General features: G+C 68.8%; 22 protein-coding genes and 1 pseudogene. 9 read left to right on the forward strand and 14 right to left on the reverse strand.

Annotation, left to right across the window (positions count from 1 at the left end; genetic code table 11):
* Positions 1-16: 16 nt before the first annotated feature.
* Complete coding sequence (locus MKW14_RS11325; RefSeq protein ID WP_240861833.1) at positions 17-2,482, reverse strand: Pls/PosA family non-ribosomal peptide synthetase; 2,466 nt, start codon at positions 2,480-2,482, stop codon at positions 17-19.
* Positions 2,483-2,980: 498 nt separating this feature from the next.
* Here MKW14_RS11325 and MKW14_RS11330 point away from each other — a divergent pair, with 498 nt between their 5' ends.
* The gene (locus MKW14_RS11330) at positions 2,981-4,117 is read left to right on the forward strand and encodes a YihY/virulence factor BrkB family protein (RefSeq protein WP_240861764.1); all 1,137 of its coding nucleotides are present in this window, start codon (positions 2,981-2,983) and stop codon (positions 4,115-4,117) included.
* Positions 4,118-4,121: 4 nt separating this feature from the next.
* Here the strand turns inward: MKW14_RS11330 and MKW14_RS11335 are convergent, their stop codons facing one another.
* The gene (locus tag MKW14_RS11335) at positions 4,122-4,616 is read right to left on the reverse strand and encodes a hypothetical protein (RefSeq protein ID WP_240861765.1); all 495 of its coding nucleotides are present in this window, start codon (positions 4,614-4,616) and stop codon (positions 4,122-4,124) included.
* Between the two features lie 23 nt (positions 4,617-4,639).
* Here MKW14_RS11335 and MKW14_RS11340 point away from each other — a divergent pair.
* Both MKW14_RS11340 and MKW14_RS11345 read left to right on the forward strand, forming a co-directional pair.
* Positions 4,640-4,852, forward strand: a pseudogene (locus tag MKW14_RS11340) (cupin domain-containing protein); the annotation flags it as partial.
* A gap of 48 nt (positions 4,853-4,900) precedes the next feature.
* Positions 4,901-5,581, forward strand: a complete 681-nt coding sequence (locus MKW14_RS11345) for a helix-turn-helix transcriptional regulator (RefSeq protein WP_240861767.1) — start codon at positions 4,901-4,903, stop codon at positions 5,579-5,581.
* Here the strand turns inward: MKW14_RS11345 and MKW14_RS11350 are convergent.
* Together MKW14_RS11350 and MKW14_RS11355 are read right to left on the reverse strand one after the other, a co-directional pair.
* Positions 5,570-5,965, reverse strand: a complete 396-nt coding sequence (locus tag MKW14_RS11350) for a VOC family protein (protein ID WP_240861769.1) — start codon at positions 5,963-5,965, stop codon at positions 5,570-5,572. The genes MKW14_RS11345 and MKW14_RS11350 overlap by 12 nt on opposite strands.
* Before the next feature lie 126 nt (positions 5,966-6,091).
* On the reverse strand, positions 6,092-6,724 hold the full coding sequence (locus MKW14_RS11355; protein ID WP_240861771.1) for a VOC family protein: 633 nt from the start codon (positions 6,722-6,724) through the stop codon (positions 6,092-6,094).
* Between the two features lie 61 nt (positions 6,725-6,785).
* Here MKW14_RS11355 and MKW14_RS11360 point away from each other — a divergent pair, with 61 nt between their 5' ends.
* Positions 6,786-7,460, forward strand: coding sequence for a hypothetical protein (locus tag MKW14_RS11360; protein ID WP_240861773.1), 675 nt, complete (start codon positions 6,786-6,788; stop codon positions 7,458-7,460).
* Here the strand turns inward: MKW14_RS11360 and MKW14_RS11365 are convergent, their stop codons facing one another.
* A complete protein-coding gene (locus tag MKW14_RS11365) occupies positions 7,461-8,483 on the reverse strand; it encodes a DUF5954 family protein (protein ID WP_240861774.1) in 1,023 nt (340 codons plus the stop codon).
* Positions 8,484-8,581: 98 nt separating this feature from the next.
* Here MKW14_RS11365 and MKW14_RS11370 point away from each other — a divergent pair.
* Positions 8,582-9,456 (forward strand): IS5 family transposase gene (locus MKW14_RS11370; protein WP_374116554.1). Its coding sequence is split into 2 segments (ribosomal slippage): positions 8,582-8,975 and positions 8,975-9,456, totalling 876 coding nucleotides; the frame shifts between segments, so codons are not numbered across the junction.
* 4 nt (positions 9,457-9,460) lie between these two features.
* Here MKW14_RS11370 and MKW14_RS11375 read toward each other — a convergent pair.
* Complete coding sequence (locus MKW14_RS11375) at positions 9,461-9,958, reverse strand: GNAT family N-acetyltransferase (protein ID WP_240861776.1); 498 nt, start codon at positions 9,956-9,958, stop codon at positions 9,461-9,463.
* 224 nt (positions 9,959-10,182) lie between these two features.
* On the opposite strand from MKW14_RS11375, the gene MKW14_RS11380 reads away from it, so the two are divergent.
* Complete coding sequence (locus MKW14_RS11380) at positions 10,183-10,830, forward strand: ThuA domain-containing protein (RefSeq protein WP_240861778.1); 648 nt, start codon at positions 10,183-10,185, stop codon at positions 10,828-10,830.
* 179 nt (positions 10,831-11,009) lie between these two features.
* Here the strand turns inward: MKW14_RS11380 and MKW14_RS11385 are convergent, their stop codons facing one another.
* The 8 genes from MKW14_RS11385 to MKW14_RS11420 form a co-directional block, all read right to left on the reverse strand.
* Positions 11,010-11,492: a carboxymuconolactone decarboxylase family protein gene (locus MKW14_RS11385; RefSeq protein ID WP_240861780.1), complete on the reverse strand. Its 483-nt coding sequence runs from the start codon at positions 11,490-11,492 to the stop codon at positions 11,010-11,012.
* Positions 11,493-11,719: 227 nt separating this feature from the next.
* On the reverse strand, positions 11,720-12,763 hold the full coding sequence (locus MKW14_RS11390) for a LacI family DNA-binding transcriptional regulator (protein ID WP_240861782.1): 1,044 nt from the start codon (positions 12,761-12,763) through the stop codon (positions 11,720-11,722).
* A gap of 193 nt (positions 12,764-12,956) precedes the next feature.
* Entirely contained in the window at positions 12,957-14,537 is a 1,581-nt protein-coding gene (locus tag MKW14_RS11395) for a glycoside hydrolase family 43 protein (protein WP_240861784.1), read from the reverse strand.
* Positions 14,534-15,439 (reverse strand): carbohydrate ABC transporter permease, encoded by a 906-nt coding sequence (locus MKW14_RS11400; protein WP_240861786.1) that lies wholly within the window; start codon positions 15,437-15,439, stop codon positions 14,534-14,536. The genes MKW14_RS11395 and MKW14_RS11400 overlap by 4 nt, the downstream gene beginning before the upstream one ends.
* Entirely contained in the window at positions 15,439-16,323 is an 885-nt protein-coding gene (locus tag MKW14_RS11405) for a carbohydrate ABC transporter permease (RefSeq protein WP_240861788.1), read from the reverse strand. The genes MKW14_RS11400 and MKW14_RS11405 overlap by 1 nt, the downstream gene beginning before the upstream one ends.
* A 19-nt stretch (positions 16,324-16,342) precedes the next feature.
* Positions 16,343-17,677, reverse strand: a complete 1,335-nt coding sequence (locus MKW14_RS11410; RefSeq protein WP_240861790.1) for an ABC transporter substrate-binding protein — start codon at positions 17,675-17,677, stop codon at positions 16,343-16,345.
* Positions 17,678-18,201: 524 nt separating this feature from the next.
* Positions 18,202-19,287: a LacI family DNA-binding transcriptional regulator gene (locus MKW14_RS11415; RefSeq protein ID WP_240861792.1), complete on the reverse strand. Its 1,086-nt coding sequence runs from the start codon at positions 19,285-19,287 to the stop codon at positions 18,202-18,204.
* A gap of 350 nt (positions 19,288-19,637) precedes the next feature.
* Positions 19,638-20,651, reverse strand: a complete 1,014-nt coding sequence (locus MKW14_RS11420) for a hydroxyacid dehydrogenase (RefSeq protein WP_240861794.1) — start codon at positions 20,649-20,651, stop codon at positions 19,638-19,640.
* 476 nt (positions 20,652-21,127) lie between these two features.
* Between MKW14_RS11420 and MKW14_RS11425 the strand changes: the two genes are divergently transcribed.
* The 3 genes from MKW14_RS11425 to MKW14_RS11435 are packed head-to-tail and all read left to right on the forward strand — an operon-like array spanning position 21,128 to position 24,365.
* Complete coding sequence (locus MKW14_RS11425) at positions 21,128-22,522, forward strand: extracellular solute-binding protein (RefSeq protein ID WP_374116555.1); 1,395 nt, start codon at positions 21,128-21,130, stop codon at positions 22,520-22,522.
* Positions 22,519-23,511 (forward strand): carbohydrate ABC transporter permease, encoded by a 993-nt coding sequence (locus tag MKW14_RS11430; RefSeq protein WP_240861797.1) that lies wholly within the window; start codon positions 22,519-22,521, stop codon positions 23,509-23,511. The genes MKW14_RS11425 and MKW14_RS11430 overlap by 4 nt, the downstream gene beginning before the upstream one ends.
* Positions 23,508-24,365, forward strand: coding sequence for a carbohydrate ABC transporter permease (locus MKW14_RS11435; protein ID WP_240861799.1), 858 nt, complete (start codon positions 23,508-23,510; stop codon positions 24,363-24,365). The genes MKW14_RS11430 and MKW14_RS11435 overlap by 4 nt, the downstream gene beginning before the upstream one ends.
* Positions 24,366-24,374: the final 9 nt, after the last annotated feature.

Below are 24,374 nucleotides of genomic sequence, written 5' to 3' on the forward strand. Positions count from 1 at the left end.
TTTCCTTGCCGTCCGGTCAGCCGTGCCGTGGCGCGACCGCCGGGTTTCCGCCCCATCGCGCGCCGGCCGGCATCTCCTCGCCCTTCATCAGGAAGGAGTCGGGCGCGAGGACGGCCCCGTCGCCCATGGACACGCCGTAGTGCACGAGCGCTCCGGTGCCGAGCGTGCAGCCGGCGCCGATGGTGATGTGGTCGGACTTGAAGGTGCCGTCCTCCTGGGAGTGGGCCTGCACCTTGGTGTGCGCGGCGAGCGTGCAGTCGTCGCCGATCGCGGCGAGGGTGCGCTCGGTGATGTAGCAGCCGTCGTCGAAGACACGCCGCCCGAGCCGCACCCCCAGCGCCCGCCAGACGAGGTTCTTGAACGGTGTCCCGTTGAGGACGACCAGATGGTTGTCGGGCACCTTCCACAGCCGCTCGTGCCACCAGAAGTACGGGTCGTAGATCGAGCACAGCTTCGGCGCCAGCGGCCGGAACCGGCCGATCAGCCGCTCCACGAGCACGTAGTAAGCGGTACTGAAAGCGAGTCCGACGATCAGGGACGCACCGATCAGCAGGCCGCCGACCGTGCCGTGGCTGCCGTACAGATCGAAGGCGGCGAAGCCGATCACGCCGAGCACGAACCAGTCCAGCCAGCGCAGAAACAGGAACAGACCCATGGAACGGAGGTTGAACCGGTTCTTCAGGGCCAGCCTGCGGCGCAGTTCGGCCCCCTCGCGCAGATGGTCGAAGCGGCTGTCGCGCTCCACCGAGCGCGGGATCTCGAAACAGGGCGAGCCCAGCAGGCCCACGCCCTCACGGATCTCGCCGTCCAGCGGGACCATCACCTTCGTCGCCAGCAGACAGTTCTCGCCGGTGCGGCCGCCGCTGGGGTAGGCGATGTTGTTCCCGAGGAAGTTGCGCCCTCCTATCGTCGCGCGGGAGACACGGAACGACGTGCCGGAGAAGTCGGCGTTCACGACCGACAGCCCGTCGGCGACCATGGTGCCGCTGCCCACGGTGGCCAGGTACGGCGTCTCGTGCCGCACCTCGGCGCCGAAGTTGGAGCCGGTCTGCTCCACCCGCGAGAGGTCGTAACCGACGGCGCGCAGGTAGGGGACGATGTACGAGCTGTCGCCGCACACCCACGTGAAGAACTTGATGTTGGTGACGCGGGCGATCGCACGCTGCACGGAGTAGTGGAAACCGTAGAGCGGATAGACCCGGTCCGCGCGCAGCAACGGGCTCAAAGCACGTGGCAGCAGGGACACGGCGGCGAACCCGAGGACCACGTAGCCGGCGTAGGCGACGAGCGACAGGCCCAGTGCCTCGCCGTAGAAGCGCCCCGTGGTCAGATCCTGGGAGGTGGGGTCGAGCAGGGCACCCAGGGCGGGGACCACGGTCAGCAGCAGATAGGTCCCGCCCACCGCCAGCGGGACGTAGAGCAGCAGCGTCCGCAGCAGGCCGGCCAGCGCGTAGACCGCGCGGCGCCGGGTGGAGCAGGGAGCCGGCGGGACGCGGACGTAGTCCACGTCGGTGGGCTGGGCGGGCGAGCCGTGCCACCGCTCGCCCGGCGGGACCGCCGCGCCGCCGTAGAGGGCGGAGGAGTGGCCGAGCTGGGCGCCGTCGCCCATCGTCGTGCCGATCTCCAGGACGGTCTTCTCACCGACATACACCTCGCTGCCCAGCGTCACCCGGCCGGTGCGGATGCGTCCGGCACGGGCCTGGTAACAGAGGTAGAAAGCGTCTTTACGGATCACCGAACCGGCGCCGACGGTCAGCAGGTCGGTGCAGACCGGCACCGAGTGGGACAGGATTGTGACGCCCCTGCCGATCCTGGCGCCGAGGGCCCGCAGGTAGAGGACGTACAGCGGGCTGCCGGTGAACAGGAGCATCGGGCTGGCGTGCAGCAGCGCCTTCACCGTCCAGAAACGCACATAGGCGAGGCTCCAGACCGGGAAAACGGTCTCCTTCCACCGCCCCACCAGCAGCCATTTCGCGGCCACCGGCAGCAGACACGCCCCCGCGAACACCGCCGCGCCGAACACCAGCGACCGGACATAGACGTCCACCGCCCCGTCCACGGCGGAGATCCACTCGTAGCCCCGGCCCAGGACCACCCCGGCGAGCAGGCAGTACCCGGCGAAGAACAGGAACTGCAGGGTGCCGCACAGCAGGTAGCGCGGCGTGCTGCCCGGCAGGGCCGGCTCGGCGTCGGCGTCGGCGTCGGCCTCGGCTCCGGCCTCGGCAGGGGATGGGGCGGGTGCGGGCAGTGTGTCGAGGGCCGCCGCGAGCCTGCGGATCGTGGGATGGCCGTACACGTCCTTCATCGACACCGACGGCAGGTCCTGCCGTTTACGGACCCGGGCACAGAAGTGCGCCATGACCAGCGAGTTGGCTCCGAGATCGTCGAAGAAGTGACTGTCGACGGGTATGTGTTCCCTGCGCACGACACCCGCCAGCACCTCGGCCAGGACGTTTTCGGTGACGGTCTCGACTTTTCCCACCACGAGCGCTCCTTACGGTTTTACATGCCTTACGCCTTTTGCGGCTCGCTCGGTTCCCATGGGATTTCCCGGAGAGAAGTACGGTGTCGTCCCGTCCGCCGTTCACGACTGGGTCCGAATCGGTGCGGAAGTGAAATGAGTGGTCAGGAGAAAGGGATGGGATGAGTTCTGTTCGTGACCACTGATGTCCCCCGTGTCGTGTGCGCCTGAGCCGTTCTCGGCATGCACAACGAATACGGTCCGAATTGTTTCGGAAAGTTCATGCACGCTTCAAGAGGGTTCGGGTCATTGGCGATTTCCGGACCTGGTGGAAACGTCGATCAACGGGACGACGTGTGCCGTTTACAAAAGACGACAGAATGATGGGGGAGCAATCCGGCCAACGCGGACATGACAGAAAAAGGGGGATCTGTCGGCGATCCGTTTCCGCCGTGTTGCCGGTGCGAAGCCCGGGACCAGGGGATGAGTGGAGCCGCGCACGGCGGATACCGTTAGGTCGTGCAGCCAGCAAGTGAACCTTCCGAACGGCCCTCCGGCCGCCTCCACCGGGCGCGTGCCCTCTACCGGAACGTCTCCAAGCGCCGGACCGCCTGGCTGCTGCTCAAGGACACCGTCAACTCCTGCATGGAGTACCGCATCCTGGGCCTCGCGGCCGAAGCCGCGTTCTTCACGCTGCTGTCTGTGCCGCCGCTGCTGCTCAGCCTCATCGGCCTGCTCGGCTACGTCGACGACTGGACCGGCACCGACACCATCAGCAGCCTCCAGAACAACATCCTGGACGCCTCCCGCACCGTGCTCTCCGACAAGGGCGTCACCGAGATCGCCCAGCCGATCCTGCACGACGTGGTCAGGGGCGGCCGCCCCGATGTCATCTCGGTCGGTTTCCTCTTCGCCCTGTGGTCGGGATCCCGCGCCGTAAACGTATTCATCGACACCATCACCGTGATGTACGGCCTCGACGGCGTGCGCGGCATCGTCAAGACCCGGGTGATGTCGTTCCTGCTGTTCATCGTGGCCCTGGTGATCGGCTCGATCGCGCTGCCGCTGATGGTGGCGGGCCCCGACGCCGTCGTACGCATCGTGCCCTGGTCGGAGACGCTGGTGCAGGTCCTGTACTGGCCCGTCGTCATCGTCCTGTCGATCGTTTTCCTCACCACGCTCTACCACGTGTCCGTGCCCGTGCGTTCCCCCTGGATCGAGGACGTGCCCGGCTCCCTCGTGGCCCTGGCCATGTGGGTGCTGGGCAGTTTCCTGCTGCGCATCTACATCACGCACACCATCGAGGGAGCCACCATCTACGGCTCCCTCGCCGCGTCCGTCGCCGTGCTGCTGTGGATCGGCGTCGGCGCCTTCGCGGTGCTCGTCGGGGCCGCGGTCAACGCGGCCATCGACCGGGTCTGGCCGGCCGCCGCGACGGCCGCGGCCCGCGCCGCCAACGAACGCCTGCGCGAGGCACAGCTGGCCGAACATGTGGCCCGCACGGCCGCGGGCCTGGAGACCGACCCCGACGACCCCGACATGCCCTCGGAGTTCCCCGAGCGCTGGTCGCGTTTCCTGCCGCCGGAGGACGTCACCTCACGCCTGCGCACCCACGTCAAGAGCACCCACCCGCCGCACAAGCCCGAAGATTCCTGACCGCTCACCCCTTCCATGCGCCCGCCATCGCTGCCTTTCCGGCGAAGTCCGCGAAATCGCGCGGCTCGCGCCCCAGCACCCGCCGAACCCCGTCCGACAGATACGCGTTCCGCCCGTCCAGCAGCGACTCGAACAGCTCGACCAGGAACGCGACCTCCTCCGGCGCCACCCCGAACCCGGCCAGCCGCGCGCCGTACTCCCGCGCCGGCACCGCCCGGTACGACAGCTCACGCCGCGCCGCCCGCAGCGCCTCCTCGGTGGGCCGCGCCCGCTCCTCGCCCCGCGCCGACAGCAGCACCAGCCTGCGCACGCCGAGCCCGACCGCCTCGTGCGCGAACAGCCCGACGTTGCGCGCAGCCTCGGGCGCACCGACATCGGTCGGACAGACGAGATACGCCGCGTCCGCGCCCCGCAGCGTTTCCGCCCACGTCGACCGCTCCGTCCAGTCGAACCCCTGCGCGCATGAGGCCGCCCGCACGGTCAGCCCGGCGGCACCCATGTGCCCGCGTCCACGCTGACCGCATGGACGCTCTCGCCGGCCTGCTGGAGGGCCCACGCGCGCGTGGCGCCTTCATGATCCGCGCCTGCTTCGACCCGCCGTGGGCCGTGCGCGTCGCGGACCGCGCCCCGCTCACGGTGATGCTGATGGTCCGCGGCGACGCCTGGATCACACCCGATGAAAGCGCTCCCGTACGGCTACGCACGGGCGACCTCGCCATCGCCCGCGGACCGGACCAGGGTTTCCCTTAGAGGCGCGGACCGCGGGCGCGTAGGCTGATCCCCGTGTACCGGGAGAGGCCCTCTTCGCTCAGCGGGGCGGTGCTCTGGACGAATACCCCGTCCGAGGCCGGCGTGGGACGCGTGCTGCCCGACGGATGCATGGATCTGCTCTGGCACGAGGGACGGCTATTGGTCGCCGGGCCGGACACCCACGCCTATGTCACCGAGGGTTCCGCCGGAATATGGGCGGGAATCCGTTTCTACCCCGGCACCGCACCCGCTCTACTCGGCGTACCCGCCCATGAATTGCGCGACCGGCGCGTCGAACTCGCGGATCTGCGGCCCCTTTCCGAGGTTCGTCGGATCACCGCCCTTGTGAATGCGGCCGCTGATCCCGAAAGCGGTCTCGAAAAGCTCGCATTGCGCATGGCGGCGGACAAGGAACCGCCCGATCCGCTGCTACGGCGCCTCGTCATTGCCCTCGACGCGGGACGGCCCGTAGCTGCCGTCGCCGATGAACTCGGTTTCAGTGTGCGGCAGTTGCACCGACGGGCCTTGACCGCCTTCGGATACGGACCCAAGACCCTCGGGCGGGTGCTGCGCCTGCAGCGGGCCCTGAAGCTCGCCCGGCGAGGCGTGCCGTTCGCGGAGACGGCCGCGCTCGCCGGGTTCGCGGACCAGGCCCATCTGGCACGGGACGTACGGGAGTTGGCGGGGCTGCCACTCGGTGAGCTACTGGGGTAGCTGGGCGAACAGGTCGACGCCGTTGCCGTCCGGGTCGTGGACGACCGCGTACCGCATGCCCCAGAACGCGTCCCACGGCTTGAGCTCGCCGTGGTGACCCGCACCGACCAGGTCCTCGTACACGGCGTCCACCTCGGCCGGTGACCCGCACCGGAAGGCGAGCGAGATCCGGCCGCCACCGCTCGGCGGCCGCCATACGGAGTGGAAGGAGCGGATCGTCTCCTCGGTGTCCAGGGCGAGCGTCAGACCACCGGGCAGCTCGGCCTCGACGTGGGGCTGCTCCTCGGCACCCTCCGGGAAGACGAGGCCGAGGCGGCGGTAAAAGGCGAGCGAGGCCGCCATGTCGGAGGCGACCACGCCGATCACGGCGAAATGTGGAGTCATGGGGCCACCGTAGGCAGGGGGGACGCCGATGGTCTTGAAGGAATCGGACATCGTGGGCGGTGGGCGGTGGGCGGTGGGCGGGGTCGTTGGCTGCTGGCTCACCGCTCACGGCTCACGGCTCACGGCTCACGCGAAGGTGACCGGCCCGAGGGGTGTGTCCACCGTGAAGGTGATGCTCAACGGGCCCTGTATCAGGGTGAGTTCGGTGTCCAGTGCGGAGAGCAGCGGGCGGATCTCGTCCGGGTCGGGGGCGCTGGCGGTCAGTTCCAGCAGGGGAGTGGTGGGCAGGTCGGTGGCGGTCGGGTGGACGGACGACCCCCAGTCGATGAGGAACGGCACCAGGCCTGAGGGGTGCTGCGTGTCGCCGTCGGTCAGGCGCCACCGCAAGAGGGTGCCGTCGGGGCGGCGACGGCTCATCGGGCGGATGTCACCGGGGTCGTAGCCCCGGGCCCGGGCCGCGGCCACCGCCGAGTCCAGGTCGGGCGGACTGATGGCCCAGGTCACGGTCCGGGCCGAGGCCAGATCGTCCACCGCGAACGGGCGGGGGCCGTCCGGCCGCATCTGCTCGGGGTCCGGACCGACGATCTCCAGATAGCGTGAACAACCCAGCGAGACAAGGTGGTTGCGGGTTCCCAGCCCGACATGCGCGCCGCCGGGAGCGGGCTCCACGCCGGTGCGCTCGGTGAAGTCGGCGACGGTCGCCGCCAGATCGGGGGTCGCGAGGACGAGGTGGTCCAGATGTGCGGGGATGGCGTTCATCGCAGCCGACACTACGCAGCACCGGCTCCACTGTGGAACACCTGTGCGGCAGGATGGGGGCATGATCCGTGCCTGGCGCACCCTGCGCGTCCTGCCGCCGCTCCTGTTGTTGCCCGCGCTGCTGCTGACCGGTTGCGGCACCGAGAAGGCGTCGGCCGGCACCGGACCCGGCGACGGTTCTTCCACCGCGGCCGCCGACCCGGCCGAACTCGCCGCCCGCGCCAAGGCGTTGGGCATCGCCCCGGAACTCGTCTACGTCACCGAGGCCCCCGGCTACACCCTCGCCCCGCAGTCCGTGGGCGTGTCCGGCGACGACGGCTTCTCCGCCGCCTACTGGTCGGAGCGGACCGGCACCCAGCTCGAACTTCGCGTCGACCGGGTCACGTTCACCGCCGGCACCTGCGCCCAGCAGCCGGTAGGCGGCAGTGACGCGTCCGTCGGCCTCACGAAGTGCACCCGCGACGGGGACGACTGGTACCGCACCGCCGGGACCTGGAACGGGTACGCGGTGCCGAAGCAGGGCTACACCATCCTGCTCAGCGGCTCCGGCGTAGCGCGCGAGACCCTGCGCGACGCCGCCCTCGCCGTCCACCGGCCCTCCGCCGCCGAACTCGACGCTCTGCTGCCGCCCGCCCCCGCACCCGGGGCGACCTCCCCGGCGCCGGTCAGGCGTGGCGACCTGCCGCCGAACGGCGACGGAGCCCCCAACAACGACGTTCCCTGCGAGGGCTGTTGATCAGCCGTCGTAGGTGAGGTTGCCGTCCTCGTCCATCGTCGGATGCATCTTCATGGGGCCGTAGTCGTCCACATCCGAAGGGCGCGGCGGCTCCGGGCCGTCCGGTCCCATCCGCAGCAGGCGCTCGATGCGGCAGATCCTGAACAGCCGGTCGTCGACAAGGAACTCGTCGGCGCGGCCGAGGACCCGGAACTCCTCGGCCGCCTTCGCGTAACGGGCCTTCTTCGCCTCGTCGAACCCGAACAGCAGCGCCCAGGTCTCGGCCATGCCGTCGTACAGCATCCGCCGGGCGGCGTGCGGGGTGGGCAGGAGCGTGCCGCGCGGCTGCCAGCCGCCGTCGTCGTCCCGCTCGACCACACCGAAGCCCGTGGGCAGCAGCACCAGTTCGGGGTGGGTGGTCACGGACCGCTCGGAGTCCGTGATCACCTCGCCGGGGAAGCGGTCGCCGGCGTAGACGAAGTTCCGCAGCCCCAGCCGCAGCGCACCGGCGGCCGGGCCCTCGGTGCGCTGCGGGTCGAGGACGAACCCGACGTCCGGCGACGAGGTGTCCCGCCCCTGACGTTCCCAGACCCGCTCCAAGGGCTCGCGGTCGGTGGGCCGGGGCGGCTCCAGCCCGTCGTCGCCGGCCCGGGTGAACTCGTCCCCGCGCACCACGCGGTAGCACACCCCGCACGCCTCGATCTCGTTCACCGGTTCCCGTGTCAACACGTCGACGGCTGCCAGCAGTTCGCGGCGCTCGACGCGGTCGTCGGTGTCGTCCTTGGCGCGGAAGAAGAGATACGACTGCAGCCCGTCCCGCGCCACCTGCGGCATCCCGTCCACCACCGGCTTCAGCACCCGCCACTCTGGTCCGGCCGCCGGATCGCGCACCGCCACCCCGAACACCGGTCCACGCAGGGCGAAGTGCGGATACCGCAGCGAGGCCTCCATCGCGTCGTGCTCCCGCACCCAGGCCGCGGGGTCGTCACGCCGGACCAGTTCGTCGTGGAGCGCGTCGATCTGTTGCCGCCAGTCGTCATTCATGCACGCATTGTCGCGGGGACGGGTCCCGGGCGGTGGACGAAACGGTCCAACTAGGGCGTGTTGCGAAAGTAGATCAAGGTCGTGGATGATCACGCGTCGTGGGGCGTGGAGATCTGACGAACGGCCAGTGGGCCCGGCTGGAGCCGTTGTTGCCGACGGGCAAGAAGCCGGGCCGTCCGCAGACGTGGACGCGGCGGCAGCTGATCGACGGCATACGGTGGCGGACCAGGGCCGGTGCGCCGTGGCGCGACGTGCCGGAGCGGTACGGGCCGTGGGACCGGGCCTACGACCTGTTCCGGCGCTGGCAGCGCGACGGCATCTGGAAGCAGATCTTCGTACAGCTGCAGGCCGAGGCCGACGCGAAGGGGCTGATCACCTGGGACGTCAGCGTGGACTCCACGATCGCGCGGGCCCACCAGCATGCTGCCGGGGCCCGCAAAAAGGGGCCGAGCAGAAGGAGCCTCCTGGCGGCGTCGACACCGAGCCCGACGACCACGGCCTGGGGCGCTCGCGAGGCGGGCTGACCACGAAGCTGCATTTGGCGGTTGAGCAGGGGCAGAAGCCGTTGTCGCTGTTGGTCACGGCAGGCCAGCGACACGACAGCCCGCAGTTCCAGCCGGTTCTGGAGGCCATCCGGGTACCCCGCCTCGGCCTGGGCCGGCCGCGCACCCGGCCGGACAAGGTCCGCGCTGACAAGGCATACGGGTCACGCGCGAACCGCGCCTACCTGCGCCGGCGTGGCATCCGTTGCACGATCCCGGAGAAGGCCGACCAGGTCCGCAACCGCAAGAAGCGTGGCTCCCGCGGCGGCCGACCGCCGAAGTTCGACAAGGCCGACTACAAAGAGCGCCACGCGGTGGAGTGCGGGATCAATCGCCTCAAGCGCCACCGGGCTGTGGCTACGAGATACGACAAGCTCGCCGTCCGATACGAGGCAACCGTGCTGGTCGCAGCTATCAACGAGTGGCTGTGACCACTCACACGGCACGCTCCATGCACACCAGTTGATCCCGTTCCTCCCACGATTCGGCGACGGTGAAGCCGAGCCGCTCGTACAGGGCGATGGCCCCTGCCCGCCACTTCCATACCGACAGCCGTACCGTGCTGACGCCGCTTTCCGCGGAATGCGCAAGCGCGGCGCTGACCAGGCCGGACGCGATGCCCCGGCTCCGGAATGCCGGGTCTGTCCAGAGCCTCTTGACCTCCGACCGCCCACCGACGGGGGCGGTCACCACCAGGCAGCCCACGGCTGTTTCGCCGCTCAGAGCCATCAGGACAACATCATCGGCAAACGCGCCCCGCGGGTCCAAGATTTCTGCCCGGTAGCGGTCCGGCAACCCATCCACATCGACAGCGGCCTCGCCCTTTTCGGCCTCCGTCCGCAGATGGTAGGCCGCCAACAACTCGGCCAACCGATCCACGGAAGGGCCCTGACCTGGCCAGCGGACGATGGCAACCTCGCGTTGATCAGTCATTGCGCCAGCATCACACGACCCGTACCAGACACCGAACGAGCCCCTTGATCCACTTTCGCAACACGCCCTAGTCGCTTTGTTGCGCCGGTTCACCGGTCCTGCAGGAGAATTGCGCGTCGATCTGAGCGCCGGTCCGTGGGCCGCCGGTCGTGAAGTACTGGCCGTCGCCCACTTGTCACGGCACCAGACCACCGCGCAACCCCCGGCGGCTAGGCTCGGATGCCATGATCCCCCGACTCCTCGTGTACACCCGCACCACCGCCTACCGCCACGACTCCATCCCGGCAGCCGTCGCCGCCGTACGCACGCTCGGGGACTTCGACGTCGACCACAGCGAGGACCCAGCCGCCCTCGAGGAGCCCCTGGATCGGTACGCGGCCGTCGTCTTCCTCTCCACCAGCGGTGAGGTGCTCACCCCGGCGGGACGGGAGCGGCTCGCCGGGTACGTGGAGTCGGGCGGCGGGTTCGTCGGGGTTCACGCGGCGGCCTGCACGGAGTACGAATGGCCCTACTACAGCGAGCTGTTGGGCGCCCGGTTCGACCGGCACCCGGACTACCAGCCGGGAAAGGCCGTGGTGGAGGACCGCGAGCATCCCGCGACCCGACACCTCCCGGCCGTCTGGGAGTTCACCGACGAGTGGTACGACTTCCGCACCAACCCCCGCGGTTCGGCACGCGTCCTCGTCCGCGCCGACGAGTCGTCGTACCACGGCGGCGGCATGGGCGCGGACCATCCTCTGGTCTGGTGCCGTGAGCAAGGCGCCGGGAGGGTTTTCTACACGGCACTGGGGCATGCCGCCGAGGCGTACGACGACACCGGTTTCCGCGCCCATCTGCTGGGCGGCATCGACTGGGCGGCGCGGCGGACCTGACCGTGCCGGGCCCGCTCCACCGCGTCCCACCAGGTCCCCGTACGACCCGCCCGGCGCCGGGACTATGCCGTACCCGGTGCGGCATGCGCGGACGGGACTACGGCCCCCAACCCGCGCGAATGCCGCTGTGCGCCGTGCGCTCCCCGCGTAAGGCGGCCTCTGCGAGACCCCCGCGCGCGTCAGCCGAACATGCCGGGCTCGTAGTCGCCGGCCGGCTGCTGGACGATGACGTTCAGCCGGTTGTAGGCGTTGATGAGGGCGATGACCGACACCAGGGCGGCCAGCTGGTCCTCGTCGTAGTGCTTGGCGGCGTTCGCCCAGGCCTCGTCCGTGACCCCGCCCGCCGCGTCCGCGATCCGGGTGCCCTGCTCCACGAGCTCCAGGGCGGCGCGCTCGGCCTCGGTGAAGACCTTCGCCTCCCGCCAGACCGCGACCAGATGGAGGCGCTGCGCCGTCTCACCCGCCGCGGCCGCGTCCTTGGAGTGCATGTCGGTGCAGAACGCGCAGCCGTTGATCTGGCTGGCGCGCAGCTTCACCAGTTCCTGGGTCGCGGCCGGCAGCGTCGACTCCGACAGCGCCTTGCCCGCCGCGTTGAGATTCCTGAGGACCTTGCCGGCGACCGGGTCGTTGAACAGGCTCTGCAGGTTCAAGCGAGCTTCCACGATGAACTCCCTCTGCCGTTTCGGTGGTTACACCTCCTTGACGGGGTGGGGTGGTGGGGTGTGACACGGGGGAGTGTGACGTGCGTCTCTTGCTCGGGGCGCGCAGTGGTATGTCACATATCACCGGGTGCGAGGCCAGTGGTATGTCACATGCCACTGGCTGCGAGATCCCGGTGCCATGTCACATACCACCGCCCCTCCGCGCCCCCCCCGCGCCGCTCCGCCCCTCAGCCGCGCGGCCCCGCCGTACTGGCCCGTTCCACCAGCCGCGTCGACAGTTCCGTGCGGGTGCCCTCCGGGCGGTCGCCCTCCATCATGCGGACCAGCAGATGCAGGGCCGTCGCCGCCATCTCCGCCAGCGGCTGGCGGACGGTGGTGAGTCCGGGGCTGGCCCAACGGGACTCGGGAAGATCGTCGAAGCCGACGACGCTGATGTCGTCCGGCACCCGCAGACCGCGCTCGGCGAGCGCCCCGTACACACCCAGCGCCATCCGGTCCGAGCAGACGAACACCGCCGTCGGCGGCTCGCGCAGATCGAGCAGGTCGAGCATGCGGCGGTGCGCGACCGACTCGTCGAAACCGGCGTGCCGGACGTACTCGGGACGGTGGCGCACCCCGGCCGACGCGAGCGCCGAACGGTAGCCGGCCACCCGCGCGCTGCTGCACATCTTGCGCTGCTGACCGGCGATCACGGCGATCCGCTCGTGTCCGAGGGAGAGCAGATGCTCGGTCGCCGTCACCCCGCCCTGCCAGTTCGCCGCGCCCACCGACACCACACCCGCGGGCGGTTCGAGCACCGGGTCGATCAGCACGTACGGAATGCGGTGCTGGTCCAGCCAGGCGTACTGGGAGGGCGTCAGTTCGGTCAGGTTGAACAGCACCCCGGACGAGCCGCGCGCGATGAGCTTGTCCAGCCAGCCCCGCTCCGGGCGCCCGCTCCGGGTCCGGGTGAGCCCAGCCGAGACCACGACCTCCAGCCCGGCGTCGTGCGCGGCGGCCTCCACACCGTGCAGCACCGCGCCCGACGCGGAACTGTCCAGCGAGTGCACGACGAGGTCGACCAGGCCCGGCACCTTCGCCGCGTCGAAACGGGGTCTGCGGACATAGCCGAGCCGGTCCAGCGCCTCGGTCACCCGGCGGCGTGTCTCCGGCGCCACGTCCTCCCGGCCGTTGACCACCTTGGAAGCCGTCGGCACAGACACCCCCGCCTCACGGGCCACCACGGCCAGCGTCGGACCGGCGGCCACGCTCGCACTTCCGGTTCGGACCATCGGGGACCACCTCTCCGGCCCGCCCGAGGGCCATGAAAAGTTTCGACCAACGCGAAAGCAGTAAGCGCTTCCTACCCTAGGTTCACCGGATGAGCACGGGAAGAGGCAGGACTTCGCAAGGTCTCTACGGCCCCGGACTTTCGAAACTTCGAACGTAACGGCGGCTTCTGTGACGCTACGAGCGTTACGAGTGCTACGAGCACGTGAGCCGGAAACCGGTGAAGTCGGCCGTGAACGCCGCATCGACCAGATCCACGGCATGGATGCCGGCCATCGACCCGGTGAAACGGAGCTTCGAGCCGTGGTCGTCGGAGAGTCTGCCGAAGTCCAACGGCTCCCCGACCGGCACACGACCCCCATCGCGGACGTACCAGAAACGCGCCTCGGCACCGTTTACCGTCACTCCCAGTGTCACCGGAGTGTCCACGGCGACGTCCAGCACGGCGACCGTACGGGTGCTCGTCTCCTCGCGTTCCACGAGCCGCAGCACCGTACGGCCGCCGCCCTGCCACTGCTGTCCGCGCTGCTCCTCGCCCTCGGCCTCCGCCCAGGTGAGGTCCAGGCTCAGATACGCCTCGGCGTTGTACCGGAGCACCAGCCCCGCGGCCTGAGTGAAGGTCTCGGGCCTTGCCTCGACGGTGACTTGGGCCTCCGCGCGGTGCTCGGTGATCCGCTGGGCCAGCAGACTGTGCGCCCACCGCGACTCGGGACCGTGCCGCCCGCGCAGCCGGATCCAGCCGGGACGCGAGACCGTGTCGGCCCAGGACGGATCGGGCGCGGCCCGCAGACTGCTCCACGGCCAGCCCAAAGTCCCTTCCGCGACCCCGGCTTGGGGATCGGGGCGGGTCGGTACGGCGACCTCGACCGCAGGATGGTGACCCCCGTGCACCATCCTGGGCCACCCTGCCGCGTCCCACTCCACCCTCTGGATCGCCGTCTCCCGGCCCAGGGTGCAACGGAGGCCCTCCGGCGTCCGCAACGGACGGGCCGTCAGATGACTCAACACCCATTCACCATCCGGCAGTTGGACCAACTCCCCGTGTCCCGCCTTCTGCAGCGGCAGTGAGGGGTCGTCCCGCGAGGTCAGCAGCGGCCGGTCGTCGAGCTCGTACGGCCCCGTGAGCACCCGGCTGCGTGCCATCCGTACACCGTGCTCGAACCCCGTACCGCCTTCGGCCAGCACCAGGTGGAACCAGCCGTCACGGAACAGCAACTTCGGCCCCTCGATAAGCCGTTCGTGCTGCAGAAGCAGATGGGTACCACCGACCGGGCTCAGCGTCCCCCGGTCCAGTTCGGTCAGGACGATCCCGGCGAACCGGCGTCCACCCGGTCGGTGGTCGTTCTGCAGGTTGAGCAGCCACAACCGGCCCTCGTGATGGAAGAGCGCAGGGTCGAAACCATGACTCGCGACCCGCCGCGGGGCCGTCCACTCGCCGTCCACCTCGGTGGCCGTACAGACGTAGGTGTCCGTGTCGAAGTACGGCGTGCCCACCGACCGTACGATCGCGTACACCACCCAGAAACGCTCGCCGTCCCAGCTCAGCGACGGCGCCCAGACACCGCCGGAGTCGGGGACGCCGGCCAGCGAGTCGCCGGGAACGGCACCGCGGACGTGACCCGCGTACGCCCAGTTGGCGAGGTCCCGGGAGCGGTGGATGGGGATGGTCGGGAACCACTCGAAGGAACTCGTCGCCACGTAGTACTCCTCGCCGACCCGCACCAGTGACGGGTCCGGCGCGAACCCCCGGACAACCGGGTTGTGCAGCATGGTCACTTGAGGGCTCCCAGCGTGACCCCGGTGCGCCAGTAGCGGCGCATCGCGACCATCATGACCGCCATCGGCACGATGGACAGCAGCGCCCCGGTCAGCACCAGGCCGGTGAGGTCGACACCGGACTCCAGCCGGGTGCCGGACCAGTTGTACAGGCCCAGGTTCAGGGTCCAGTTCTCCTTGCCGCGCAACAGGGTGAGGGGGAGGAAGAAGGCGTTCCAGGTGTTGACGAAGGCGAGGAGGAACACCGTCGCGCCGCCCGTCGTCATCATCCGCAGCACGATGCTGAAGAAGATCCGCAGTTCTCCCGCGCCGTCGATCCGGGCCGCCTCCAGCAGTTCGAAGGGGATCGTGGCCTCGGTGTACACCTTGGCCAGATACACGCTGAACGGGTTGATGAGGCAGGGGATGAGCATCGCCCAGGCCGTGTCGACCAGCCCGATCTTCGAGAACAGCAGATACAGCGGCAGGGTGAGCAGGGCGATCGGTATCAGAAACGAACCGACCACGCACGCGAAGACGATTCCACGCCCGGGGAAGTCGAACCGGGCCAGCCCGTAGCCCGTCGCGAGCGCGAGGAGTGTGCCGGCGAGGGAGCCGACGCCCGCGTACAGCAGCGAGTTGGCGGTCCAGCGCAGGAAGATGCCGTCCTGGTAGGTGAAGACCTCATGCAGGTTGTCCCACAGGTGCATGCCCGAGAACCACAGGCCGTTGCTCTGGTACAGATCCGTGCGGTTCTTCGTGGCGGCGACCAGCAGCCACCACACCGGAAACAGGCTGTATGCGCTTGCGAGAACCAGACCGACCAGTAGGAAACGCTGACCGCCGCGCGAACCGGACGTGGGATCAGGCCTGCTGAAACGCCGTACCTGGCGCGTCCGCGGACGTTCTTCGGTGAGCGTCATCAGTCCGCCTCCCTCGAGGTGAGCCGGTAGAAGAGGAAGGAGGCAACGCCGAGGATGAGGGCGAGCAGCACCGACAGAGCCGCGGCGTAGTGGTAGTTGCCGGCGTTGAACGCCTGGTTGTAGATGATCATGATCGGGGTGAAGCTGTCGGTGACCGTCTGCGGCGTCACGTTTCTGAACAGCGCCGGCTCGTTGAAGATCTGCAGCATCTGGATGATCGACAGCATGCCCGTCAGGACCAGCGCGCCGCGCACGTACGGAATCTTGATGCTCAGCGCGATCCGCCGCTCGGAGGCCCCGTCCAGCCGCGCGGCCTCGAACAGCTCGCGCGGCACGCCCTGCAGCGCCGAGTAGATGATCACCATGTTGTAGCCGACCCCGTGCCAGGTGAGTAGGTTGCCGATGGACGGCCACACCATCGAGGGCGCGAAGAAGTTCCAGTCGAAACCGAACACCTTGCCAAGGGGCGTCAGCGGACCGACATCGGGGCTGTAGAGGTTGATCCACACGATCGCGGCGACCACCCCGGGGATCATGTACGGCACCAGCAGCATGATCCTGAACCGGCTCGCCGCCTTTGAGGCGAGCGAGTCCAGGAACAGCGCCAGGACCAGGCTGACCAGCAGCATCACCGGGATCTGCACACAGGCGAACAACACCACCCGCAGCACCGATCCCATGAACGCCGAGTCGGTGAAACCGTGCCGGTAGTTGTCCAGCCCGGCGAACCTCTCGGTGGCGCCACCGAGCCCGAGTCCGGACTGCTGCTCGCGGTACAGCGACTCATAGACCGCGTACCCGATCGGGAGCAGATAGAGAAAGACGAAGCCGAGCTGGAAGGGCACCGTGAAGGCGGCGCCCTTCCAGCGCAGGGAGCGGATCATCGGTACTCGCCCTCTGCCTCTAGCCCTTGACGCTGATGCCGCGGGACTTCAGGTCCTTGACCGTCCATTGCTGCATGTGCGCGAGCAGATCGGTGACCTTCTCCTGCTTGTTGACGACCTTGGCCCAGCCGGCCTGCATCTCGGTGAACATGGCGGTCCAGTCCGGGCCGAACGTCCAGTCCGTGGTAACCGTGTTCAGGCTGTCGGTGACGACCTTCTGCGCCGGCTGGTAGTTCTGACCGAGCAGCTTGTCGGAGATCGACTCGGCGACGTACGCGTTGCTGTCCGCGAGCGCGGGGAACACGCCGTTGCCGGTGGTCGGGCTCGCCATCGTCTTCACCGCGCCGGCGTCCGTGGACATCCACAGCGCGGCCTCGGCGGCCTGCCGCACGTTCTTGCACTGCTTGGTCACCAGCGTGACGCTGCCGGTGAGGTTGGTGCCGGCCGGGGTCTTGGCCGCCTCGCCCGGGAACGTCGGCCACGGCGAGAGCGCCCACTTGCCGAAGGACTTGGTGAAGTTCTGCACCATGCCGGCCATCTGCCAGGTGGAGATCTGCCGGGTCGCGGTGCCGCCGTTGTCGTAATTGCGCTGCACGGCCGCGTAGTCGGCGAACGACAGCTTGGAGTCCAGGTCGTTGTCCATGATGTCCTGGATCACCTTGGCGGCCTTGAGGGTGCCGGCGTCCTGGAAGTCCACCTTCCAGGAGTTGCCGTCGATCGCGTACCAGTGGGCGCCGGCCTGCATGGCCAGCACCTCCAGGGTGCTCGGGTCCTCTCCCGCGAAGTTGGTGATCTTGATGCCGTGCTTCTTCAGGACCTTGCCGGCGGCGATGAAGTCGTCCCAGGTCGCCGGGGGCTTGAGCCCGTACTTCTGGAAGATGTCGGTGCGGTAGATGGTGAAGTTCGGCGCCGAACTGGTGGGTACGCCATAGGCCTTGCCCTGCACCTGGGCACTGGCCCACGAACCCGGATTGAACTTGCCCTTGCTCGCGTCGACGTACTGGCTGATGTCGGCGAGCGCACCCTGCGACACCCAACTCGTGACGTACTCGGCGGTGTTCTGCACCAGGCACGGCGCGTTGCCCGCCTTGACCGCGTTGGTCAGCTGCTTCTGCATGGTCAACTGGTCGGTGACCTTGGTGTACTTCAGCTTGACGTCCTTGTGCGAGGCGTTGAACGCCTTGACGACGGCCTCCTGGCCGTTGGCCCAGCCCCAGAAGGGGAGGGTGACCGGACCGGACGACTTGCTGTCGCCGCCGGAGTCCGAACCGCCGCAGGCGGAGAGCAGACCCGTCAGCGCGACTGACGCGACGGCGGCGTGGGCGAACCTTCTCCGAGTGCTGGTGAAGTTCATCTGACCGTGATCCTTCGGGGATTGGGCGTTCTCAGAACAAGAGGACGGCGGCTCGGGGCGCTGGCCAGAAACGGCGGCCGGACAACCGTCGGCTCGCGGTTGCGGGGGACCGACCCAGCGGAAGCTGTAGTAAGCGGTTGCCGTGACGGTAGGCCGATGGGCAGGGAAGTAGCAAGAGGTGTGCTGGAAATTATTGGTTCCAGCTGGGAAAAGCGCTGGTGAGCGCGAGAAAACGGTTACGAAAAGATTGCTTCAGCACTGTTGATGGGCCCGCTTGGATCGGCCCTCGGAGCGGTGTGCGGTGTCGGAGGCTCACTCAGGGCGGGGCCGGAGGGGAACGCAGGGGGGCGGCCCGGCGCTCAGGGAGGTCCGAAGTGCTGACCAAAGGAGGGCTGGGGGCGGTGCGCGCTGCTCAGAAGGTGCTCAGAGCACGTGTTCCGGGCGCGCTCAGTCGGTGAGTGCGCGCTCGGGGCGTGAACCCCACGTTCCCCGGGGACTTGCTCCGCGCGCTCCCCGGGACGTAGTCACCCCCGGCGCGGCGGCGCCACCGAATGGCGTACGACGACATGGGTGCCCAGCACCAGATGGTCGCCGTCAGTGCCCTTGCGGCGGCCGGCACCGCCCTCGCGCCGGTCCGCCACCGCCCGCAGAGCCACCCGGCCCATCTCCTCGTACGGCACGTGCACGGTGGTGAGCTGAGGCGTGAGCTGGGAGGCGAGGGGGATGTCGTCGTAGCCCACGATGGACACGTCGTCGGGCACCCGCAGCCCCGCCGCGCGCAGCGCCTGCATCGCGCCCGCCGCCACCACGTCGGTCCCGGCGAGCACCGCCGTGAAGCCCGGAGTCACGCGCAACGCCGCCTCGACAGCGGTGTACCCGTGCTCGTCGTCGTACGGCCCGTGCCGCACCAACCCCCGGTCGAACGGCACCCCGTACGCCTCGAAGGCCCGCCAGGCGCCGCTCAACCGGCTCTGCGCCGTGGTGAGTTCGGCCGGTCCGGGCAGCACCAGGATCCTGCGGTGTCCGGCCGACAACAGATGGCTGGCCATGGCGTAGGCGCCGCCCTCGTTGTCGTAGTCGACCGTCGTGGCCGGGACGTCTCCCTCCAGGGGCGGCCTGCCCACCAGGACGAGATGGGAGCCGGCCGCGTCCAGCGAACGCGCGAAGCGGGCCATGCGCAGCTGGTACTCGTCGTAGTCGTAGGCGCCGCCGAGCAGCACGACGGCCGCCACCCCCTGCTGGCGCATGAGGTTGACGAGAGCGAGCTCGCGTTCGGGGTCGTCGCCGGTGGTGCCCACGAGCGACAGCCAGCCGCGCAGCGTCGCCGCGCCCTCCACGCCCTTCGCCACGTGGGCGAAGGCCGCCCCCGTGATGTTGTTGATCAGGATCGCCACGGTCGGGGTGCCGCCGCCCGCCAGGGAACGGGCGTGCGCGTTGGTCACGTAGTCCAGGTCGCTGACGACCTTCATCACCCGCCGGCGCAGATTCTCCGAGACGGGGTAGTTACCGGACAGCACACGGGAGACGCTGGCTACCGAGACGCCGGCTTGCTCGGCCACGTCACGGATGGTCGCCCGTGCGGTGTCACCTGGGGGTTTGCGCTGGGTCACCGTGGGACTCCTTCGGGGGGTGGCGATTGCTGGAACCGTATCCCATGGGTTACAGCCGGAGACGGGCCTGTGGATGACCGCGCATCTGTGGAAAACGCCTTGCCGTGCCCATGCCGTCGCCGCGGTGCATCGACCCGTACTCGCTCCGCCAGATCGGCACCCACGCGTCCGGCCACATCGGCGTCCACTTGCTCGCCCACATGGGGCGACACTCGTTCCGTCGGGTCAGGCCGAACTCGCCTCCGCCGGGCCACCCTCGCCCGACGTCCGGCCGCGCTCGCCTCGCCTCGGGTCGCGTCCGCCTCGCCTCGGGTCGCGCCCGTCTCGCATGAGGCCGGCGCTCGTCTCCGTCACGCCACACGGGCCAGGTCCGCCTGCCGCACCTCGTGGATCAGGGGCAGGCCCGAGGCCAGACGCTCCAACTCCTCGACGACGATTCGGCCCAGTCGTTCCAGCTCGTTGCCGAGCGAACCGGCGATGTGCGGGGTGAGAAAGACATTGGGCAGGCGGTACAGCGGTGACCCGGCGGGCAGCGGCTCGGGTTCGGTGACGTCGAGGACGGCGTGCAGCCGCCCGGAGACCAACTCGTCCGTCAGCGCCTCGGGATCGACCAGCGCCCCCCGCGAGGTGTTGATCAGCACTCCTCCGTCCCTGATCAGCGCCAGCCGCCCCGCGTCGAGCATGCGATACGTCTCCGGGATGTCGGGCGCGTGCAGGGAGACGATGTCGCTGTGTCTCAACAGGTCGTCCAGAGGGAGGAGTTCGGCGCCGAGCGCGGCCGCCTCGGCCGCGCTCACATAGGGGTCGTGCAGCAGGACCGTGAGGTCGAAGGGGCGCAGGAGTTCCAACAGGCGGCGGCCCACCCGGGACGCGCCGATCACCCCGACGCGGCGGCCCAGGTTGCCCGTGGCCGCGGTCTCGGTGTGGGGCGGATAGGCATGGGTGGCGCGGAAGCGCTCGCGGTGGGTGAAGGTGTCCTTGCCCGCGAGCAGGATCATGGCGAGCGTGTACTCCGCCACCGGTACGGCGTTGCCGGTGACAGCGCTGGAAACGGTGACTCCGTGTTTCCACAAGGCTTCGCCCACCAGGGAACGGACCGAGCCGGCCGCGTGCAGGACGGTGCGCAGGCGGGGGGCCGCGGTCAGGACGCTCGCGTCGAGGTGGGAACAGCCCCAGCCGGTGACCAGGACCTCAGCGTCGGCAAGGGCTTTCGTGGCCGCCGAGTCCGTGAAGTCCTGCACGATCAGCATCGGGTCCAGGTCGGAAGCCTGCCGCAGCCGGCTCATGAGCGGGGGCGGGAAGAGCAGGGGGAGGTGCACCGGATCCATCGCGAACACGGCCCTCGGCGGCTGGGGGTGGGGCATGGCTCTCCTGACACGCTGGATGGAAACAGTTTCAGAAAGCGCCTTCTACCGTAGATCTGCGGGGAAGGCGTGGTCAATCGTGAGGGGCTGGATAGGTGAGCCGGTTGGAGGGGGGGAGCACGGGCTCCCGCCGGTGATTGCTTCGAAATCGGTTACTACGGTTTCTCCAGCAACGGTGATGGTCGGCGATGGATTTGGCAACCGGTTGCTGCCCTGACCTGCGGCGCGGCTGTTTTGGACCGTGACGCTCAGGCCGACCACAGTTTTCGAAAGTTCGCCGGACCCCTTGACGTGCTGTGCTCTCCGACGGAAGCTCCCTGCACCGCTGTAGCAACCGGTTTCTGAGCCGTTCGCACGCCGCTCGGTGGTATGTGACATAGCACTGAACGTCACAGTGCTATGTCACATACCACCGCAGCCCACCCCACCGCGTGCTCAAGTCCCCTTCCGTCCCAGCGAAAGAGAGTGGGTCGTCCATGCACTCCCAGGCTGGTGCTCCCGGTGCCTCCGGTGCCCCTGGTGCTCCCGGTCATCCCGGTGCCCCCCTGAGTCGCCGCCGCTTTCTTGCCCTCTCCGCAGCCGGTGCCACCGCCGGTGCGGCATCCCTCAGCGGCTGCGCACTGCAGGTCTCCTCCGCGGCGAGCGGCGCCGGAGAGACAGTCACCGTGATGGCCAAGTCCGGCGACATCTCAACGGATCTGATCAAGCAGGCCCAGAACGACATCGGCGTCAAGATCGAAACGGTGCTTTACAGCATCAGCAAGCTGATCGCGATGATGACCAACGGCAACCCGCCGGACCTGGTGCGCGGGGTCGGCGCGGTGGACGCCCCGTACTTCGCGGCACGCGGCGTGATGGAGAACCTGGACCCGTACTTCGCGAAGAGCACCGTCCTGAAGTCCGACGACCTGGATCCCGTCAACGACCTGTGGCGGTACGACGGCCGCACCCAGGGCAAGGGCCCCCGCTACGGTATGGCGAAGGACTTCTCCCAGGACTCCATGTTCTGGTACAACACCGCTCTGTTCGACCGGGCGGGCGTCGAGTATCCGCCGGAGCTGGAACCGGTCACCTACGAGGAGTGGCTCGACAAGGCCAAGCGGCTGACCCGGCGCAAGAACGGCGCCACCACCGTCTTCGGCGGCAGCTACAACGGTGTGCTCACGCCCAACATGCTGGCGAGCCTGACAGTCGCGGCCGGCGGAAACCTCTTCACCGACGACTACTCCCGGGTGGACTTCACCAGCCCCGAGGCCCGCAAGGCGCTCGGCTGGTACATCGACTACTGCCGGACCAGGGTCGGGCCCAGCATCATCCAGCCCGACCCCAACACCTGGGACGGTCCCACCTTCCAGGCGAACAGGCTTGCGATGTCGAACTCGGGCTACTGGCTCGGCGGCCTGATCAACACCGACAAGAAACTCGCCCCGCTGTCCCGGCTCGCCCCCGCCCCCGTCTTCGAGGGCGGCAGGAGGGTCAGTCCGTGCCAGGCCGGAACCGGATTCTGGATACCGAGCAAGTCCCACAACAAGGACGCCGCCTGGCGGGTCTTCGAGTGGTTCTTCGGCGAGGCGCCGGCGAAGGCACGCGCCTCCGGCGGCTGGGGCATCCCGACCCTGAAGTCGCTGCGCTCGCTGATGCCATCCCAAGCGCCTTACCAGAAAGAGGTCTTGAAGGTGCAGAAGGCCGAGCTGAACCACTTCTCGGTGATCGCCTTCACGCCCTACGCCACCGCGGACTCGCTGTACGCCCTCTTCAACCAGATCGCCCCGGCCGCCATGAACGGCCGGATGTCCGTCGACAGGCTCGCCGGACAGCTGAACTCGGCCATGAACGAGCAGCTCAAGCGCGGTAAGGAGCAGGTGGGATGACGGTCGATCAGATGTCCTCGGTCACACGGCCTTCCGGCTCCGCGCAGGTGGCCGGCCGGGTGTGGCCCCGGAGGCGTTCCTCCGTGGCCGCGCGCAGGCACCGGGCGTTCTACATGTTCGCCTCTCCCTGGATCGCCGGGTTCGCGCTGCTGACCGTCGCGCCGATGTCGTACGCGCTGTGGCTGAGCTTCACCACGTACGACGGCATCTCGCCCAACTGGCACTACGTCGGACTGGGCAACTACCGCGAGTTGTTCTCGGACGCTCAGACCTGGGACTCCCTCGGCCGCACGGGGCTGTTCGCGATCACATCGGTGCCGCTGTCGATCGTCGCCGGGCTCGTGCTCGCCGTCCTGGTCAACCGGCCGATCAGGGCGCGTGGGCTGTTCCGCACCCTGCTCTATCTTCCCGCGGTGGTGCCGCCGGTGGGTGCGGGCATCGCGTTCAAGCAGCTCTTCGACCAGAACTCCGGTGCCGCCAACGGGGTGTTGAACCTCTTCGGTATCGACGCCCTCGGCTGGCTCGCCGACCCGTACGCCCGCTACGTACTGATCATGACGGTGCTCTGGACGGCCGGAAACATCATGATCATCTCGCTGGCGGGGCTCCAGGACATCCCCCGCGAAGTGCTCGAAGCGGCCCGCATCGACGGTGCGAGCGCCTGGCGGAGCTTCCGCAGCATCACCCTGCCGCTGCTGTCGCCGGTGCTGCTCTTCCAGACCGTGACCGGCGTCATCGCCTCGGTGCAGACCATCATGCCGCTGCTGCTGGCCCCCGACCCGACCCCGGCCGGTATCACCGCTCTCCCGCAGTCCAACTACCTCTACATGATGCATGTGTTCGCGCAGTACTTCGCGTTCGGCCGCTACGGCTACGCCTCTGCGCTGCTGTGGGTGCTCTTCGTCCTGATCCTCGTCGCGACCGGACTGATCTTCAAGTCGACGTCCGGCGTGGTGTTCTACAACGTCGACCCGGAGGCGAAGAAGTGACCGCCACCAGCGTGACCCCCACGTCCGCGCCCCGGACACGGGTCAACCGTCTAGTTCTCTACACGGTCCTCGTCGTGATCACCGGGCTGTTCCTGGGCCCCTTCGGCTGGCTGGTCCTCTCCGGCCTCAAGACTCCCGCGGAGCTGGCGGCCTCGCCGGTGCACTGGCTGCCCGCACACGTTCAGTGGCACAACTTCGCGGACGCCTTCGATCTCATCGACTTCCTCGGCTACGCCCGCAACTCCCTGATCATCGCGTTGATCTACGCCACCCTGGTCACCCTCAGCTCGGCCTGGGTCGGCTTCGGCTTCGCCCGGCTCAGCGCACCGGGGAAGAAAACGCTCTTCGGCATCCTCCTCGGCTCGATGATGCTGCCCCAGATGATCACGCTGTTGCCGACGTACCTCATCTTCGCCAAGCTCGGCATGGTCGACACGTACTGGCCGTGGGTGCTCTGGGGCCTGTCGTCCGCCCCCTATCTGGTCTTCCTCTTCCGGCAGTTCTTCGCGGGGCTCCCGCGCGAATTGGAGGAAGCGGCGATCGTCGACGGCTGCGGCTACGGGACGATCTTCTGGCGGATCTTCCTTCCGCAGTCCTGGCCGGTCCTGTCCGCGAGCTTCGTGATCGCCTTCACCTGGACCTGGGGCGACTACATCGCCCCGCAACTCCTGCTCTCCACCGACCGCACCACCCTCGCGGTCGCCGTGATGTCCACCTACGTCACCTCGGCCGGCACCCCCGTCACCAACCTCCAGGCCGCGGCCTCGGTGATGTACGTCGTCCCGATCCTGCTGATCTTCCTGATCGCCCAGCGCGGCTTCGTCGCCGGGATGTCCACGACCGGTCTCAAGTAACCGCTGTCA

This window comes from Streptomyces gilvus (assembly GCF_022513565.1).
Lineage (GTDB): Bacteria > Actinomycetota > Actinomycetes > Streptomycetales > Streptomycetaceae > Streptomyces > Streptomyces gilvus.

Excerpts from the sequence above, each read along its gene's own strand:
- MKW14_RS11430 (WP_240861797.1), top strand. The coding sequence starts at position 22,519 with ATGACGGTCGATCAGATGTCCTCGGTCACACGGCCTTCCGGCTCCGCG.
- MKW14_RS11335 (WP_240861765.1), bottom strand. The coding sequence starts at position 4,616 with ATGGGTGCCGCCGGGCTGACCGTGCGGGCGGCCTCATGCGCGCAGGGG.
- MKW14_RS11380 (WP_240861778.1), top strand. The coding sequence starts at position 10,183 with ATGATCCCCCGACTCCTCGTGTACACCCGCACCACCGCCTACCGCCAC.
- MKW14_RS11355 (WP_240861771.1), bottom strand. The coding sequence starts at position 6,724 with ATGAACGCCATCCCCGCACATCTGGACCACCTCGTCCTCGCGACCCCC.
- MKW14_RS11425 (WP_374116555.1), top strand. The coding sequence starts at position 21,128 with ATGCACTCCCAGGCTGGTGCTCCCGGTGCCTCCGGTGCCCCTGGTGCT.
- MKW14_RS11365 (WP_240861774.1), bottom strand. The coding sequence starts at position 8,483 with ATGAATGACGACTGGCGGCAACAGATCGACGCGCTCCACGACGAACTG.
- MKW14_RS11390 (WP_240861782.1), bottom strand. The coding sequence starts at position 12,763 with ATGGTCCGAACCGGAAGTGCGAGCGTGGCCGCCGGTCCGACGCTGGCC.
- MKW14_RS11405 (WP_240861788.1), bottom strand. The coding sequence starts at position 16,323 with ATGATCCGCTCCCTGCGCTGGAAGGGCGCCGCCTTCACGGTGCCCTTC.
- MKW14_RS11375 (WP_240861776.1), bottom strand. The coding sequence starts at position 9,958 with ATGACTGATCAACGCGAGGTTGCCATCGTCCGCTGGCCAGGTCAGGGC.
- MKW14_RS11420 (WP_240861794.1), bottom strand. The coding sequence starts at position 20,651 with ATGCCCCACCCCCAGCCGCCGAGGGCCGTGTTCGCGATGGATCCGGTG.
- MKW14_RS11350 (WP_240861769.1), bottom strand. The coding sequence starts at position 5,965 with ATGACTCCACATTTCGCCGTGATCGGCGTGGTCGCCTCCGACATGGCG.
- MKW14_RS11410 (WP_240861790.1), bottom strand. The coding sequence starts at position 17,677 with ATGAACTTCACCAGCACTCGGAGAAGGTTCGCCCACGCCGCCGTCGCG.
- MKW14_RS11400 (WP_240861786.1), bottom strand. The coding sequence starts at position 15,439 with ATGACGCTCACCGAAGAACGTCCGCGGACGCGCCAGGTACGGCGTTTC.
- MKW14_RS11360 (WP_240861773.1), top strand. The coding sequence starts at position 6,786 with ATGATCCGTGCCTGGCGCACCCTGCGCGTCCTGCCGCCGCTCCTGTTG.